This is a genomic window from Aquisalinus flavus (assembly GCF_014640095.1).
Lineage (GTDB): Bacteria > Pseudomonadota > Alphaproteobacteria > Caulobacterales > Parvularculaceae > Aquisalinus > Aquisalinus flavus.
In genome coordinates, this window is sequence record NZ_BMGH01000001.1 from 878,806 (window position 1) to 893,941 (window position 15,136).

15 protein-coding genes are annotated in these 15,136 nt (G+C 62.0%); 12 read left to right on the top strand and 3 right to left on the bottom strand.

Features of this window, described 5'->3' with window-relative positions; all coding sequences use genetic code 11:
- Positions 1-12: 12 nt before the first annotated feature.
- A complete protein-coding gene (locus IEV88_RS04005; RefSeq protein ID WP_188159982.1) occupies positions 13-270 on the top strand; it encodes a helix-turn-helix transcriptional regulator in 258 nt (85 codons plus the stop codon).
- 65 nt (positions 271-335) lie between these two features.
- Here IEV88_RS04005 and IEV88_RS04010 read toward each other — a convergent pair whose 3' ends face one another.
- Positions 336-860: an SspB family protein gene (locus IEV88_RS04010; RefSeq protein ID WP_188159983.1), complete on the bottom strand. Its 525-nt coding sequence runs from the start codon at positions 858-860 to the stop codon at positions 336-338.
- Positions 861-904: 44 nt separating this feature from the next.
- Complete coding sequence (locus IEV88_RS15340; RefSeq protein WP_277626919.1) at positions 905-2,086, bottom strand: Mrp/NBP35 family ATP-binding protein; 1,182 nt, start codon at positions 2,084-2,086, stop codon at positions 905-907.
- Positions 2,087-2,199: 113 nt separating this feature from the next.
- Between IEV88_RS15340 and hflK the strand changes: the two genes are divergently transcribed.
- The 3 genes from hflK (at position 2,200) to IEV88_RS04030 (ending at position 5,804) form a co-directional block, all read left to right on the top strand.
- Positions 2,200-3,384, top strand: a complete 1,185-nt coding sequence (gene hflK / locus IEV88_RS04020; protein ID WP_188159984.1) for an FtsH protease activity modulator HflK — start codon at positions 2,200-2,202, stop codon at positions 3,382-3,384.
- A 12-nt stretch (positions 3,385-3,396) separates the two neighbouring features.
- The gene (gene hflC, locus IEV88_RS04025) at positions 3,397-4,299 is read left to right on the top strand and encodes a protease modulator HflC (RefSeq protein ID WP_206711339.1); all 903 of its coding nucleotides are present in this window, start codon (positions 3,397-3,399) and stop codon (positions 4,297-4,299) included.
- Between the two features lie 116 nt (positions 4,300-4,415).
- Complete coding sequence (locus IEV88_RS04030; RefSeq protein ID WP_188159985.1) at positions 4,416-5,804, top strand: Do family serine endopeptidase; 1,389 nt, start codon at positions 4,416-4,418, stop codon at positions 5,802-5,804.
- An 86-nt stretch (positions 5,805-5,890) separates the two neighbouring features.
- On the opposite strand, the gene serB is transcribed toward IEV88_RS04030, so the two are convergent.
- Complete coding sequence (serB, locus tag IEV88_RS04035) at positions 5,891-6,787, bottom strand: phosphoserine phosphatase SerB (RefSeq protein WP_188159986.1); 897 nt, start codon at positions 6,785-6,787, stop codon at positions 5,891-5,893.
- Between serB and miaA the strand changes: the two genes are divergently transcribed.
- From miaA to IEV88_RS04075, 8 genes are all read left to right on the top strand, one after another.
- The gene (miaA, locus tag IEV88_RS04040; protein WP_188159987.1) at positions 6,786-7,706 is read left to right on the top strand and encodes a tRNA (adenosine(37)-N6)-dimethylallyltransferase MiaA; all 921 of its coding nucleotides are present in this window, start codon (positions 6,786-6,788) and stop codon (positions 7,704-7,706) included. The genes serB and miaA overlap by 2 nt on opposite strands.
- A gap of 306 nt (positions 7,707-8,012) precedes the next feature.
- Complete coding sequence (locus IEV88_RS04045; protein WP_373291175.1) at positions 8,013-9,758, top strand: acetolactate synthase 3 large subunit; 1,746 nt, start codon at positions 8,013-8,015, stop codon at positions 9,756-9,758.
- Positions 9,759-9,803: 45 nt separating this feature from the next.
- Positions 9,804-10,217, top strand: a complete 414-nt coding sequence (locus IEV88_RS04050) for a GIY-YIG nuclease family protein (protein ID WP_206711340.1) — start codon at positions 9,804-9,806, stop codon at positions 10,215-10,217.
- Complete coding sequence (locus IEV88_RS04055) at positions 10,217-10,681, top strand: T6SS immunity protein Tdi1 domain-containing protein (RefSeq protein WP_188159989.1); 465 nt, start codon at positions 10,217-10,219, stop codon at positions 10,679-10,681. Before IEV88_RS04050 ends, IEV88_RS04055 begins: the two co-directional genes overlap by 1 nt.
- Positions 10,682-10,685: 4 nt before the next feature.
- Positions 10,686-11,252, top strand: coding sequence for an acetolactate synthase small subunit (gene ilvN / locus IEV88_RS04060; protein WP_206711341.1), 567 nt, complete (start codon positions 10,686-10,688; stop codon positions 11,250-11,252).
- Positions 11,253-11,322: 70 nt separating this feature from the next.
- On the top strand, positions 11,323-12,345 hold the full coding sequence (ilvC, locus tag IEV88_RS04065; RefSeq protein ID WP_188159991.1) for a ketol-acid reductoisomerase: 1,023 nt from the start codon (positions 11,323-11,325) through the stop codon (positions 12,343-12,345).
- A gap of 65 nt (positions 12,346-12,410) precedes the next feature.
- Positions 12,411-14,204, top strand: coding sequence for an SLC13 family permease (locus IEV88_RS04070; RefSeq protein WP_188159992.1), 1,794 nt, complete (start codon positions 12,411-12,413; stop codon positions 14,202-14,204).
- A 47-nt stretch (positions 14,205-14,251) separates the two neighbouring features.
- A complete protein-coding gene (locus IEV88_RS04075) occupies positions 14,252-15,010 on the top strand; it encodes a DUF481 domain-containing protein (protein WP_188159993.1) in 759 nt (252 codons plus the stop codon).
- Positions 15,011-15,136 lie beyond the last annotated feature (126 nt).

A 15,136-nucleotide genomic window follows, 5' to 3' on the forward strand; every position in this document is an offset into this window, starting at 1 on the left:
TGTGAGGCCGACATGGTAAAGAGCAAGTCCGGCGCCGCTGTCACCAACAAGATCCGCCTGTTGCGGTTCACCCATGACGAGATGACGCAAGGCGATCTGGCCGAGCGCATCGGCGTGACCCGTCAGACCGTCGCCTCCATCGAGAAGGGGAAATACGCCCCGTCCCTGGAGGCGGCCTTCCGCATCGCCGCCGTGTTCGGCGTGCCGCTGACGGATGTCTTCGACTATGACGAAGAGGCCGACACGGACTTTGCCAAGCGCAGGAAATAGGCGGCGTGAGCTGATTGCTTGTTGCCAGCCGTTATTTCTTGCCACCCGTTACTTCTTGCGGGGCGCTATTTCTTGCGGAAGGAGTCCAGGCTGACAACGTCTGCGCCGCCATCGGGGGCGCTGCCGCCGGGCGGGTCATCGTCATTGTCGCCATCATCGTCAGCCGAGGTGCCCTGCAGTTCCGCTGCAGAGAGTTCCTCTTGTTCCGTGTGCGACGGATCGAACGGCACGGGTTCGAAACGCAGCTTGAATTCCACCGACGGGTCGACAAAGGCCGTGATCGCCGCATAGGGGATGACGAGATGATCGGGTATGCCCTTGAAGTGCAGGGTGACCTCGAAATGGTCGTCATCGACTACCAGATTCTCGAATTTCTTTTGCAGGACGATGGTCATGCGTTCCGGATAGGCCTTGATCAGGTCCGGCGAGATCGTCACGCCGGGGGCCTGGGTCAGGAACTCGATATAGAAATGATGGTCGCCGGGCACGTCGCCGAGGTCGCGCGTGATTTCCAGCACGTCGCGGATGACACCGCGCAACGCCTGCTGCGTCAGAAATGCATAATCGAGTTCTATGTCGGTATCAGTCATCAATCCGTGTTCTGGCCGTGTGGGGGTTGGCTTTATCTGGAGTCTTACGCATCTCCGCCAGCAGGAACAAGCGCAAGTTTGGCGGCAATCTGGACGGCGATGTCGCGGATCACGCCAGCGCTCTCGCTTTGGGGGGCCTCGAGCACGTAGGGCCGGCCGGCATCGGAGGCGGTCGCGATAGCAGGTTCCAGCGGCAGGGTGGCCAGCACGTCGAGCCCGAGCGCTGCTGCCGTGCGGGCGACGCCGCCTTCACCGAAAAGCCTCTGGCGGCTGCCATCGGGCAGGGCGAACCAGGCCATGTTTTCGACGATGCCGAGGACAGGCGTGTTCATCGAGGTGAACAGCGCCGCGCCGCGCCGCACGTCGGCAAGCGCCATCTCCTGCGGGGTCGAGATGATGACCGCGCCGGAGACGGGGATTTTCTGCAGCAGCGTGAGATGGGCATCGCCTGTACCGGGCGGGGTATCGACGAACAGGATATCAAGCTCGCCCCAGTCGACATCGGTGAAGAGCTGGCGCACGGCGCCCATCACCATCGGCCCGCGCCAGGCGACGGCTTTGTCCTCCGACACCAGAAGCCCGATCGACATCGCCTTGACGCCATGGGCCAGCATCGGCTGGATCTTGCCATCGCGGAATTCGGCGCGGCTCTTCAGCCCGAACAGGACAGGCAGGGATGGGCCGGAGATATCGGCATCGACGAGGCCGGTGCGGAACCCGGCCTGGGCAAAGGCTGCGGCGAGATTGGCGGCAAGCGTCGATTTGCCGACACCGCCCTTGCCAGAGGCGATGGCGATGACGTGCTTGACGCCGGGGATGGGTTTTTCCTCGGTCGCGGTCTTGCCGCCTTCTGTTTTGCCGCCAAGGCCGAGCGGATTGGCGTGGCCACCGGCAGGCCTCTGGGCCGGTGACTTGGGCGCGGCACGATGGGAGGTCTGGACGAGGGCGACATCGGCGATACCGTCGATGGCGCGCGCCGCTTCCTCGATTTCGGCGCTGAGGCGGTCATTTTGCTGGCCCGGCCCGCCGGGCAGTTCCAGCGTGATCGTTGCCCTTGCGCCCGCCTCGCTGATCCGCACACTATGGCCGGTGACAAGGCCGCCGGTCAGGACATCCTTGCCGGTGCGGCGGTCGATAATGCCAGAAAGGACCGCGCGCAGGCGGGTCTCCAGCGTTTTTTTCTGTTTCTGATCGGGACTGGTCGGGGGCTCTTGCACAAAATCCATTCTCGGCGCTGTCAAAAGCGCCGCACCACAGTTGCGGTTGCGTTTTCGGGTGACATATATAACCGATACACGCTATCGCCATAACTAAACGCAGGAAACAGTTAGGAAAATCTATGCCATGGACAGACAAGCCCGGCAGCGGCCCGGGGCAGGGCGGCAACGGGTCTGGCGGCGGCCGCGGGCCGTGGGGACAGCCCCCGCGCGGCGGCAACGACAACAATAACGCAGGCGGCAATCGCGGCGGCGGCAATAATCAATCACCCGATCTCGAAGAGCTGTTACGCTCCGGTCGCGAGCGCTTCAAGCGTTCCATGGGCGGACGCGGCGGTAGTGGCGGCGGTTCCGGCGGCGGTGTGAAGTTGCCCGGCAAGGGCGTGATCTTCGTCGTTCTCGTTCTGCTTGTCGGGTTGTGGGCAGCATCAGGCATCTACACGGTCGGACCGGGCGAGCGCGGCGTCGTCACGACCTTTGGCAAATACACAAGCATGACCGGACCGGGCCTGCAGTTTCATGCGCCCTGGCCGATCCAGAACGTCGATGTCGTGCTGGTCACGAACGAGCGCGTCACAGGAATCGGCACGGCGAGCCGGTCCCAGAATGAAAGAACGATGCTGACAAGCGATCTGAACATCGTCGATGTGTCGATCGAGGTAAACTGGCGCATCAAGGTCGGCCCGGTCGAAGATGGCGAATTGCCGGGACCGGCGAAATACGTGTTCAATAACGAAGATCCGGAAGGAATGGTCCGCGCCGTGGCGGAATCCGCGCTGCGCGAGGTCGTCGGCGGCAATGAACTCGACCCGATCATCTCGAACGGCCGGGCCATCGTGCCGCAGAACACGCTGGAGGTCATGCAGCGCACGCTCGATACCTATAATAGCGGCATCGAGATCATTCGTATCACCTTCCAGCGGTCCGATCCGCCCGAGGAAGTCATCCAGGCGTTCCGTGACGTGATCGACGCCCGCTCCGATGCGGAGACGACGATCAACAACGCCCAGAAGGTCGCCAATGAGATCGTGCCTGTCGCACGCGGCCAGGCAGAGCGGGTCATCCTCGACGCCGAAGCCTATGAAGCCCAGGTCGTGGCCGAAGCGCGCGGCCAGTCCGCCCGCTTCGTCGATATCTACGAGGAATATGCCAAGGCGCCGGGCGTGACGCGCCAGCGCATGTATCTGGAAACGATGGAGCGCGTGCTCGGCGACATGGAGAAGATCGTCGTCGATCAGGATGCCGGTGGCACCGTGCCGTTCCTCAATCTCAACGAGCTGACGCGCCCGCGTCAGCCGCAGAACTAGGAGGGCAAGCTGATGAAAAACGGACTTCTCATCATGATCGGCGTCGCACTCGTCGTCGTCTTCATCGTCGCCCGCACGGTGTTCTTCACTGTCAGCGAGCGCCAGCATGCGCTCGTCATCGCCTTTGGTAATCCGCAGGAAGTGCTGATCGATGATCCGGGCCTGCATGTAAAACTGCCCTGGTATGACGTTGTCTTCATCGACAGCTGGAACCTTGAATATGATATCCGCCAGGGCCAGGAGCTCGAGATCATCGCGGCGAATGAAGAGCGGCTGATCATCGACGCCTATGTCCGCTATCGCATCGTCGAACCGCTGATGTATTACGAGGCCTTCAAGTCCGGTGCCGGTAACTGGCGCACCCTGAAGGACACTGGTGACACCCGGCTTGGCTCGGTTCTCAACGGTGCCCTGCGGAACTCGCTGGGCGAGGTGACGATCAACGAGATCATCACCACCAAGCGGGTCGAACTGATGCAGCAGATCCAGCGCCAGGTCGCCGAGGAAGCACGCGGTTTCGGGGTCGAGATCGTCGATGTGCGTATCCGCCGGGCCGACTTCCCGGAGCAGAACGCCGAGCGCGTCTATGAACGCATGCGGTCCGAGCGTCAGCAACAGGCCCAGCGCATCCGCGCCGAGGGCCGCGAGCAGGCGGCGCGGATCGAGGCGACGGCTCAGAAGGAGCGCACGCAGATCGTCGCCGAAGCAGAGGAACAGTCGCAGCGGATCCGCGGCCGGGCCGACCGGCAGCGTAACGCGATCTATAACGAGGCCTATAGCCGCGACCCGGAATTCTTCGCCTTCTACCGCTCGCTGACATCTTACGAGACAGCGTTGCAGGATGGCCAGACGACGATCATCCTGTCGCCGGACTCTGAATTCTTCCGCTATTTCGAGAATGTGAACGGCAACTAGGCGCCGCAAACACCTGATTTCGCGACCAATCAAGGCGGGCGAGCCATCGAAGGGCTTGCCCGCCTTTGCGTTGTGGGTAACCATACCGCCAAGACTGATCCATTAAGAGGTTCGATATGCGCGTCAGCGTTTCCGGTTTCATCTTTTCCCTTGCAGCGGCCTTTGCGCTGGCCATGACCGGCCCGGCCATGGCGCAGCGTACGCCGTCGGACTTCGCCGACCTCGTCGAGCGCCTGACGCCTGCCGTGGTCAATATTTCCTCGGCCCAGACGGTGAATGCCGATTTTGGCAACAATACCCAGATGGAGCAGTTCGAGGAGAAATTCGGGTCCCAGGCGACGTCGCTCGGGTCCGGCTTCATCATCGATCCGGACGGCATCGTCGTCACCAACAAGCATGTCGTCGAGAAGGCTGACGAGATCACCGTGACCCTCTCCAACGGCGATGAGTACAAGGCCGAAGTGGTCGCCATGGACCGGGAAACGGACCTTGCCGTCCTACGCATGGAGACCGATGAGCGTATGCCGTTCGTCGATTTCGGCAGTTCCAACGGGGCCCGCGTCGGCGAATGGGTGGTTGCCATCGGCAATCCGTTCGGTCTTGGCGGGTCGGTGTCGGTCGGTATCATCTCTGCCCGCAACCGCGACATCCGCGCCGGGCTGTATGACGATTTCATCCAGACCGATGCCGCCATCAACCGCGGCAATTCCGGCGGTCCGCTGTTCAACATGGCGGGTGAAGTGATCGGCATCAACACGGTGATCTTCTCCCAGACCGGCGGGTCGGTCGGGGTCGGTTTCGCCGTGCCGTCGGATCTCGCTTCGACTGTGATCGAGCAATTGCTTGAATTTGGCGAGACGCGCCGGGGCTGGCTGGGCGTGACCCTCGATGATATCAGTGACCAGCGGGCGAGTGCCGCGGGCCTGCCGAACAATGACGGTGCGGTGGTGCTGGTCGTGCGCGGTAACAGCCCTGCCGAGAAGGCCGGTCTCCAGCGCGATGATTTCATCGTCGAATTCAACAGCCGGAAGATTTCGGAGATGCGTGACCTGACCCGTGCGGTAGCGGACACGCCGGTCGGATCGACCGTGCCGGTCAAGCTGTATCGCGATGGCCGCCTGATTACCGTACAAGTCACCGTCGACCGGCGCGAGACCAACCTCGCCAGCAATTTCGGCAATGCGCCGCTGCTGGCGGAAGACCTGCCGGACGATGCGGTGGTGCTCTCCGGGCTGATCCTGCAGCAACCGACCGCGGAAGTGCGCGACGCCTACGGTCTCGCCGACGATGTCGCGGGCGTGGTGGTGACCGCCATCGAAAGCGACAGTCCGATGAGCGGCATACTGCAGATCGGCGATGTCATCACCGAGCTTGGCTACAATGATGTCGGTACGCCAAAGGAAATGGCCGACCGGATGGAAAAGCTGCGCAATCTGAATTCGGGTCCGCTGCAGATCGAGGTCAGGCGCGGGAATATCACCTTTATCGAGCTGATCAATCCGTAGGTTGGTGATTGGTGAATTGTGATTGGTGATTGTGGTGAACGCCGCAAGTCATTCACCTTTTCACCATTCACCATTCACCATTCACCCTATTCCACAGCGAACTGGTCTCTCCGGATGCCTTGCAAATACAGCAAGGCGGTCAGGTCGCCATTGTCGATGCGATAGCGCGCGGCTTGCGCCACGACCGGCTTGGCGTGGAGGGCGACACCGGCGCCAGCGGCGTTGAGCATGGCGAGGTCATTGGCGCCATCGCCGACGGCCATGGCGCGATCAGCGTCGATATTATGTTCCGCACACAGCGCATTGAGCGCCTCGAGCTTGGCTTCCTTGCCGAGGATCGGCTCCTCGACCTCGCCGGTCAGCTTGCCATCCTCGATGACGAGCCGGTTGCCCTGGTTGGTGTCGAACCCGACCAGGTCAGCGATACGGGCCGTGAAGAAGGTAAAGCCGCCGGAGACGAGGGCGGTCACCGCGCCACGCGCCTTCATGGTGGCGACCAGTTCCATTGCGCCGGGCATCAGGGTGATTTTCTCGCTCAGCGTTGCCTCAAGGGCATCGACGGACAGGCCTTTCAGCATCGCGACGCGCTCGCGCAGGGCGCCTTCGAAATCAAGCTCGCCGCGCATGGCGCGGGCCGTGATCGCGGAAATCTCGTCTCTCTTGCCGGCATAGGCAGCCAGTTCGTCGAGGCATTCCTGCTGGATGATGGTCGAGTCCATGTCGGCGATCAGCAGGCGCCGGGCGCGGCCCTTGACCGGCTGGATGTTGATGTCGAACGGGCCACGGCACTGCTTGCGGATCGCGGGCAGGGTCTCGTCCTCGTTCAGTTCGAAAAAGATATCGGCCGCGACACCCTCCGCCAGGATTTCGACTTCGTCGGGCCTTGCGTCGGCCATTTCCAGCGCCGCCCAGAATTCGTCGATGGCGGTGCCGGACAATTCAGGCTTTTGCGGATTGCAGATAACTGTCATGACATGGGCCATGGCTCATACCCCTTCGGAACTCATCGTGCTTATTGCAGGCCCGACGGCGAGCGGCAAGTCCGCTGCGGCGCTGAGGCTCGCCGACGCGCTGGACGGAGAAATCGTCAATGCCGATGCGATGCAAGTCTATCGCGATCTCCGCACACTGACGGCGCGGCCGGATGAGGCCGAGGAGGCGCAGGCGCCGCATCATCTCTACGGCGTGCTGGACGGGGCCGAGCGCTGCTCCGCCGGGCGCTGGGCGCGACTGGCGGCAAGGGTCATCGACGAAATCAGGGGCAGGGGGCGCGTGCCGATCGTGGTCGGTGGCACGGGGCTCTATTTCAAGGCGCTGACCGAGGGGTTATCGCCGATGCCGGATGTGCCGGAGGATATCCGTGGGCAGGGTAACCGTCTGTTCGACGCGGTCGGCGCGGCGGCATTCCGGCAGGCGGTCCTGTCCCGCGATCCGGGTATGGCGCATCTGGAAGAGAATGACCGCCAGCGCCTGATCCGTGCCTGGGAAGTGCACGAGGCGACGGGCACGCCGCTTTCGGCGTGGCAGGGGCAGCCGCGTGAGGCTGTGGTCTCCGGCGAGTTCCGGCCCGCCGTGCTGCAGCCGCCTCGGGACGCGCTTTATGCGCGCTGTGACCAAAGGCTGGAGCAGATGCTGCAGCGTGATGCGCTGAACGAGGTCCGCGCCCTGCTGGCGCGCAAGCTCGATCCGTCCCTGCCGGTGATGAAATCCCTCGGCGTGCCGGAGTTTGCCGCGCATCTTGCCGGGGAGCTGCCGCTGGATGAGGCGCTGGCGCTGGCGCAGCAGAACACCCGGCGGTTCGCCAAGCGCCAGATGACCTGGTTCCGGGGACAGGAACCCGGCTGGCCGGTCTTCGAGACGGCAGATGATCTGGTCGAGGATCTCCTCTCTGCGTCGTCATGAAATAGTGGCTTGACTTATTAAGCCGCTCTTATTAGCACCTTTGGCTAACAGGAGTGAAAAACGTGCACTTTTCTATTCTCGTGGTGATGAGCGCTGGTGGCGGGCTGTCCTAGAAGACAGGTCCTCAATCCAGCGCGTGCAAGGGTCTCAATCGAGACCCTTTTTTATTACCCCGAACCGGAAATTCATTTCTGTTGACCATAGTGACGCCCTGACCAGGCAGAGGAGACGACAATGGCTGATGCGAGCAGCGCCCTGAAAGCGGCGGAAAAGCCGGAAACCGATACCCGCGAGACCCCCGAGATCATGACGGGTGCAGAGGTGGTGCTGCGCGCGCTCGTCGATCAGGGCGTGGACACGATTTTCGGCTATCCGGGCGGCGCTGTCCTGCCGATCTATGACGCGCTCCACCAGCAGGACAAGATCCGCCACCTGTTGATGCGTCATGAGCAGGGCGCCGGCCATGCGGCGGAGGGTTATGCCCGCTCCACCGGCAAGCCGGGGGTCGTTCTCGTCACCTCCGGCCCGGGCGCGACCAATGCGGTCACCCCGATTGCCGATGCGATGCTGGATTCGATCCCGCTGGTCGTCATCACCGGCCAGGTGCCGCGCGCGCTGATCGGGTCCGATGCGTTCCAGGAATGCGATACGGTCGGGATCACCCGGGCCTGCTGCAAGCATAATTATCTGGTCGATGATCCGGACAAGCTCGCTCATATCATCCATGAGGCATTCTATGTCGCGACCCATGGCCGGCCGGGCCCGGTCGTCATCGATATTCCCAAGGACGTCCAGTTTGCCGCGGCGAAATATGAAAAGCCCGGCCCGACCGCCGAGCACCGCACCTATCACCCCAAGGTCGATGCCAGCCCGGAGGCCGTCGCCGAGGCGATCCGCATGATGGCGAGCGCGTCGAAGCCTGTCTTCTATACCGGCGGCGGGGTCATCAATTCCGGCCCGGAGGCCGTCCGCCTGCTGAGGGAGCTGGTCCGCGCGACGGGCTTCCCCGTCACCTCGACGCTGATGGGGCTCGGGTCTTATCCCGCCTCCGACAGGCAGTGGCTGGGCATGTTGGGCATGCATGGCAGCTATGAAGCGAACAATGCGATGCATGATTGCGATCTGATGATCTGCGTCGGCGCACGCTTCGATGACCGGGTCACCGGCAGGCTCGATGCGTTTTCGCCGACCAGCCGCAAGATCCATATCGATATCGATCCGTCCTCGATCAACAAGAACGTCAAGGTCGACCTCGCCCTGATCGGCGATTGCGCCCATGTGCTGGAGGATATGGTCGAGGCGTGGAACGGTCTCGACCAGGACCGCACGCGGCCCGACCTGACCGCGTGGTATGGCGAGATCGACGCATGGCGGGCAGTCAACAGTTTCAGCTATGAGAAGTCCGATGTCGCGATCAAGCCGCAATATGCGATCGAGCGGCTGTACCAGCTGACCAAGGACCGCGACACTTACATCTCGACCGAAGTCGGCCAGCACCAGATGTGGGCGGCCCAGCATTACCATTTCGAGGAGCCGAACCGGTGGATGACCTCCGGCGGGCTCGGCACGATGGGCTATGGCCTGCCGGCGGCGTTCGGCATTCAGGCGGCGCATCCGGGGTCGCTGGTCATCGACATTGCCGGCGAGGCATCCGTCCAGATGACGATGCAGGAAATGTCGGCGGCCGTGCAGCACCGCATGCCGATCAAGATCTTTATCCTGAATAATGAATATATGGGCATGGTGCGCCAATGGCAGCAATTGCTGCATGGCGGGCGCTATTCCCATTCCTATTCCGACGCGCTGCCGGACTTCGTCAAGATGGCGGAGGCGTTCGGTTGCCTCGGCCTGCGGGCGGAGACGCCGGACGAACTGGACGACAAGATCAGGGCGATGATCGACTATGATGGCCCGGTCCTGTTTGACTGCCGCGTCACGAAAGAAGAGAACTGCTTCCCGATGATCCCGTCGGGCAAGGCGCATAACGAAATGATCCTGCCCGGCGAGATCCGCGGTGACGAGATCAATGATGACGGGAAGGTTCTGGTCTAATCCTTCGTGGCCCGGCTTTGCCGGGCACCTCAGGATGAGGAGTGAGTGGTGCAGGTTGTCGGCTTTGTTTACATGGTCCGGTGTGTGGACGGTAAATTTTATGTCGGGTCGCACCGCGGAAGTGATGTGATGAATAGGGTGCATGATCATAACAACGGGCTATTTCCGGCTGCCTTTACCTACAGGCGCCGACCGGTCGAGCTTGTATGGAGCGACTATTTTTATCGCTACGATGAAATGGTCACGACGGAACGAAAGCTGAAGGGTTGGTCACGAGCCAAAAAAGAAGCCCTTATAAGCGGCGATGAACGTATGCTGAAAATTCTCTCGAAGAGAAAGCAGTCCAGAGATGCCATCCTGCGTGGCTTACAGTCCCAGCCTCATCCTGAGGTGGCTGCGCAGCAGCCCACGAAGGACGAGGCGGAGATTTATGGCTTAACCGCCAAAGGAGATGAATAATGCCGAATACCGGCGATTACCTGTTTGTCGACAACACGCTCGACTGGGCGAAGGTGATGAACAACTGGGAAGGGCTGACGCCGGAGGCGTTCACCATCTATCTCGTCAACCGGTTCGGCGATGCCTTCCTGGTCGATCTCGACGGGGCGGTGCACATGCTCGATATCGGCGCGTGCAATTGCAAGAAGGTCGCGCGCAGCAAGGGCCAGTTCGTCGCGCTCTTGAACGAGCATTTCGGCAACTGGCTGATGGTCAACGCCACCGATGCCTGCGTCCAGCATGGCATGACGCTGGGGCAGGGCGAGTGTTATGGTTACAAGGTGCCGCCCTTTCTCGGTGGCAAGATCGACCTGGGCAATATCTATGTGACGAAACTCGCGGATTATCACCAGAAGATGGGCCGTATCTATCAGAAGATTAAGGACCTGCCGGACGGCACGACGGTCCAGATGGTTGGAGAATGACGCCGTGAGCAACACATCCGTATACGCGCCATCGGCCAAGCAGGAAGAACGCGAGAGCCAGACGATCGCCTGTATCGTCGATAACGAGCCGGGCGTTCTGGCGCGGGTCGTCGGGCTGTTTTCGGCCCGCGGCTACAATATCGAGAGCCTGACCGTGGCCGAGACCGACGAGGCCAAGCACCGCTCGCGCATTACCATCGTGACCGATGGTACGCCGTCGATCCTTGAACAGATCGTGCTGCAGCTTGCCCGGCTGGTGCCGGTGCGCCGGGTCGGGGTCGTCACCGGCCACCCGCAGGCGCTGGAGCGCGAAATGGCGCTCTTTAAAGTTGTCGCCGAGGGCGAGAAGCGGGTCGAGGCGGCCCGCCTTGCCGATATCTTCCGCGCCAAGGTGGTCGATGTCTCGAACACCTCCTTCATCTTCGAGCTGACCGGCACGCGCGAGAAGATCGACGCCTTCCGTGAGCTGATGAAGCCGCTCGGCCTGACCGACGTTTCGCGCACCGGCGTTCTGTCGATCAATCGCGGCCCGGAAGAGGGCATCGGCGACCGGAGAAGGACGGGGGACTGAGTTCAATCATTTTCGAAAATTGCCCGAGGCACCGAGCGACGGGGCAGGGCGCAGACAGAGGTAAAGACCAATGAAAGTTTTCTATGACGACGATACCGACGTAACGCTGATCGCGAACAAGAAGGTCGCGATTGTCGGCTATGGCTCGCAGGGGCGCGGGCATACGCTGAACCTGAAGGAGTCCGGCGTGAAGGATATCGTCGTGGCCCTGAAGGAGAATTCCTCGACGCGCAAGAAATGCGAGGCCGACGGCATCGACGTGATGAACGTCGCAGAGGCCGCCGACTGGGCCGACGTCATCATGATGCTGACGCCGGACGAGCTGCAGAAAGATATCTACCGGGATCATATCGAACAGCACATGAAGCCGGGCAAGACGCTCGCCTTCGCCCATGGCCTCAACATCCATTTCAAGCTGATCGAGGTGCCGAAGGAAATCGACGTCATCATGATCGCGCCGAAGGGCCCGGGCCACACGCTGCGTTCGCAATATGAGGCGGGCAACGGCCTGCCATGCCTGATCGCCGTGCACCAGGATGCGTCGGGCTCCGCCAAGGATCTCGCGCTGTCCTATGCCGGGGCCATCGGTGGCGGACGCGCCGGGATCATCGAGACCAATTTCCGCGAGGAATGCGAGACCGACCTGTTCGGCGAGCAGGCCGTTCTGTGCGGCGGCCTCGTCGAGCTGATCCGCGCCGGGTTCGAGACCCTGACCGAGGCAGGCTATTCCAAGGAGATGGCCTATTTCGAATGCCTGCACGAGGTGAAGCTGATCGTCGACCTGATCTATGAGGGCGGTATCTCCAACATGAACTATTCCATCTCCAATACGGCGGAGTATGGCGAGTACAAGACCGGCCCGCGGCTGATCACCGAAGAGACGAAAGCCGAGATGAAACGGGTGCTGAAGGATATCCAGGAAGGCAAGTTCGTGCGCGACTGGATGCTGGAATGCCAGGCCGGCCAGCCGAACTTCAAGGCCAAGCGCCAGATCGATTCCGAACACCCGATAGAGGAAACCGGCGAGAAGCTGCGCTCCATGATGCCGATGCTGATGCAGGGCAAGCGGATCGTCGACAAGTCGCGCAACTAGCGTGCCGCATATGTGTTTGACCTCGTGCCGGACCATGCAAGAATGGTCCGGCAGACAGGGCGGACATGACGGAAATTCAGACTTTTATCGATAGCAACAGCGCGTGGCTGGGGCTGATCATCCTCGGCGTCGTCTTTGCCGGCTTCGTCACCGAGCGCTATGCGCCGGCGGTGATCGCCGTTGCCGGGGCGGCTGTCTTCGCGGTGCTCGGCTATCTGCCGATCGAGGACTTCCTCGGCGTGTTCTCGAATGCGGCACCGATCACTATCGGGGCGATGTTCATCCTGTCCGGTGCGCTGGTCAGGACCGGTTTGCTGGAGGCCGCCGCGCGGCAGGTGCTGCAGGTGGCGGGACCGCATCCGCGGCTTGCCATTGCCGGCGTGTTCCTCGCCGCGCTGGTCGCGTCGGCCTTCATGAACAATACGCCGGTCGTGCTGGTGCTGGTGCCGATCGTCATCCAGCTCGCCGCGGCGACGAAGACACCGGCCAAGAAGCTGCTCATCCCGCTGTCCTATGTCGCGATCCTCGGCGGCTCCTGCACGCTGATCGGCACGTCCACAAACTTGCTGGTCGACGGTGTCGCCCGGGACATGGGCATGGAGCCGTTCGGCATTTTCGAGATTTCGCTCTATGGCATTGCTGCAGCTGTCGTTGGCGTGCTGTCGCTGGCCGTGATGCAATTCCTGCTGCCGAAGGATCAGCGCATGCCCGCGCTGGGTGCGGAGAAGGACGATCTCGCGCTTCTCACCGACCTTCGCGTGCGGCAGAACTCCTCGGCCATCGACAAGCCGGTCGCCGAGGTCAAGGAGCTGATGCCGCGCGGGCTGACGGTGAAGGCGGTGCGGCGCAAGGGCCAGCCGATCAAGGATATGCCGGTCGATGAAATCGTCTTGCAGGCCGGCGACCGGCTGAGCGTTTCCGTGACGACGGACGAGCTTCTGACCCTGCGCGGCAGCAAGACCTTCCAGGTCGGCATCACGGGCAGACCCCTCGATGGCGAGGACACGATCGTGATCGAGGCGGTCGTGCCGGCGAACCGGATATCGACCGGCCGGATCGTGCGTGGCCTGCCGCTGCTGTCGCGCCTGAGGGTGCGGGTGCTGGGTGTCGGGCGTTTTGGCGCCGCGCCGGGGCCCGATCTGGAAACGCTGCAATTGAAACCCGGCGATCGGCTGTTGATCGAGGGCCAGCCCGAAGCCATTGCCGAGATCGTCGACGGCTCGGAAGTCGTCAACGTGTCAGAGCCCGCCGCACGGGCCTATCGCCGGGGCAGGGCACCGATTGCGGCGGCGGCGATTGCCGGTGTCGTCGGGCTGGCAGCGCTCAACGTGATGCCGATTGCCGGGCTGGCGCTGATCGCCGTGGCCGTGATCCTGGTGACCCACTGCCTCGATGCGCGCGAGGCGTGGAGCACGATCGATGGCGACGTCCTTGTGCTGATCGTCGGTATGCTCGCCATCGGCACGGCCCTGCAGCAGTCCGGCTCGGTCGACCTGATCGTCTCTGCCGTCAGTCCGCTGATCGCCGATGCCTCGCCCCTGGTCGTGCTGCTGGCGATCTATTTCCTGACCTCGATCCTGACAGAGACAGTGACCAATAACGCCGTTGCCGTGATCATCACCCCGCTGGCGATCGCGCTGGCGGCGGAGCTGGGAATCGAGCCGCGGGCGCTGGTCATCGCGGTGATGTTCGGCGCGAGCGCGAGCTTTGCGACGCCCGTGGGCTATCAGACCAACACGATCATCTATGCGGCCGGGAATTACCGTTTCACCGACTTTCTGCGCATCGGCATACCGATGAATATCATCGTCGGCATCGTCGTCTGTCTTGCGCTGGCGGCGGGCTTCAATGTGACCTGAGAGAGAATCTCCCTAAGGCTTTAAAGCAGTTGTCCAAGGAGATGGTGATGACCCGATCTGTAATCAGCCTTGCCGTGAGTGCGTCAAGCATTGTCGTTCTGTGCGCAGGCGCCGGTCAGGCGCTGGCGCAGGAAGAAGACGGCGAGGGCTGGAGCGGATCGGTCGAATTTTCCGCCGCGAGCGCCACCGGCAATTCCGAAACGCTCAATGTCGGCCTTGCGACGGAGGTCAAGAACGAGGTCGGTCGCTATATCCACCTGGTCAAGGCGGCGTTCAACTATGCCGAAGCCGGCGAGATCGAGACGCAGAACAATCTCCAGCTTTCCTATGAGCTCGATGTACAGTTGCGCGACCGCACCTATGCCTATGGTCGCGTGCAATATGACCAGGACGAGTTTTCGGGGTTCGAGAACCGCGTCTTCGTCGGCGGCGGCATCGGGCACTACCTGATCGAGGATGAGGGCGCGACCTGGAAAATCGAGGCAGGGCCGGGCTATCGCTATTCCATGCTGGAAGAGCCGGACCCCGTGCCGATGGATTTCGAGGATTCCGAGAGCGAGTTCGCGATCTATGCCTCCAGCGAGTATGAGCGCCTGATCCGCGAGGGTGTGCAGTTCACGCACCTGCTGGAGTCGACCTATACGCAGTCGAACACCAGCCTGAAGACTGTCGCTGCACTGACGACGAAGCTGACGGACAGCCTGTCATCGAAGGTTTCCTATGAAGTGCGTTACGAGACGGATCCGCCAGCCGGCAATGAAAACACGGACACCTTGCTGAAAGCCTCTATTCTATTCGGGTTCTAGACGCGCCGGCGCAGTGCTGCCATTGACCGTTCAATGGCCCGGTCATCAGCGGGCTGATGATGATGATTACATTCAAACTTACAGAAGTTTCATTACGTTATTTTATAGAATTTCCGCTTCCCTCCT

Coding starts and splice junctions, on each gene's coding strand:
- IEV88_RS04005 (WP_188159982.1), top strand. CDS start 13: ATGGTAAAGAGCAAGTCCGGCGCCGCTGTCACCAACAAGATCCGCCTG.
- IEV88_RS04010 (WP_188159983.1), bottom strand. CDS start 860: ATGACTGATACCGACATAGAACTCGATTATGCATTTCTGACGCAGCAG.
- IEV88_RS15340 (WP_277626919.1), bottom strand. CDS start 2,086: ATGGATTTTGTGCAAGAGCCCCCGACCAGTCCCGATCAGAAACAGAAA.
- hflK (WP_188159984.1), top strand. CDS start 2,200: ATGCCATGGACAGACAAGCCCGGCAGCGGCCCGGGGCAGGGCGGCAAC.
- hflC (WP_206711339.1), top strand. CDS start 3,397: ATGAAAAACGGACTTCTCATCATGATCGGCGTCGCACTCGTCGTCGTC.
- IEV88_RS04030 (WP_188159985.1), top strand. CDS start 4,416: ATGCGCGTCAGCGTTTCCGGTTTCATCTTTTCCCTTGCAGCGGCCTTT.
- miaA (WP_188159987.1), top strand. CDS start 6,786: ATGGCTCATACCCCTTCGGAACTCATCGTGCTTATTGCAGGCCCGACG.
- serB (WP_188159986.1), bottom strand. CDS start 6,787: ATGGCCCATGTCATGACAGTTATCTGCAATCCGCAAAAGCCTGAATTG.
- IEV88_RS04045 (WP_373291175.1), top strand. CDS start 8,013: ATGACGGGTGCAGAGGTGGTGCTGCGCGCGCTCGTCGATCAGGGCGTG.
- IEV88_RS04055 (WP_188159989.1), top strand. CDS start 10,217: ATGCCGAATACCGGCGATTACCTGTTTGTCGACAACACGCTCGACTGG.
- ilvC (WP_188159991.1), top strand. CDS start 11,323: ATGAAAGTTTTCTATGACGACGATACCGACGTAACGCTGATCGCGAAC.
- IEV88_RS04070 (WP_188159992.1), top strand. CDS start 12,411: ATGACGGAAATTCAGACTTTTATCGATAGCAACAGCGCGTGGCTGGGG.
- IEV88_RS04075 (WP_188159993.1), top strand. CDS start 14,252: ATGACCCGATCTGTAATCAGCCTTGCCGTGAGTGCGTCAAGCATTGTC.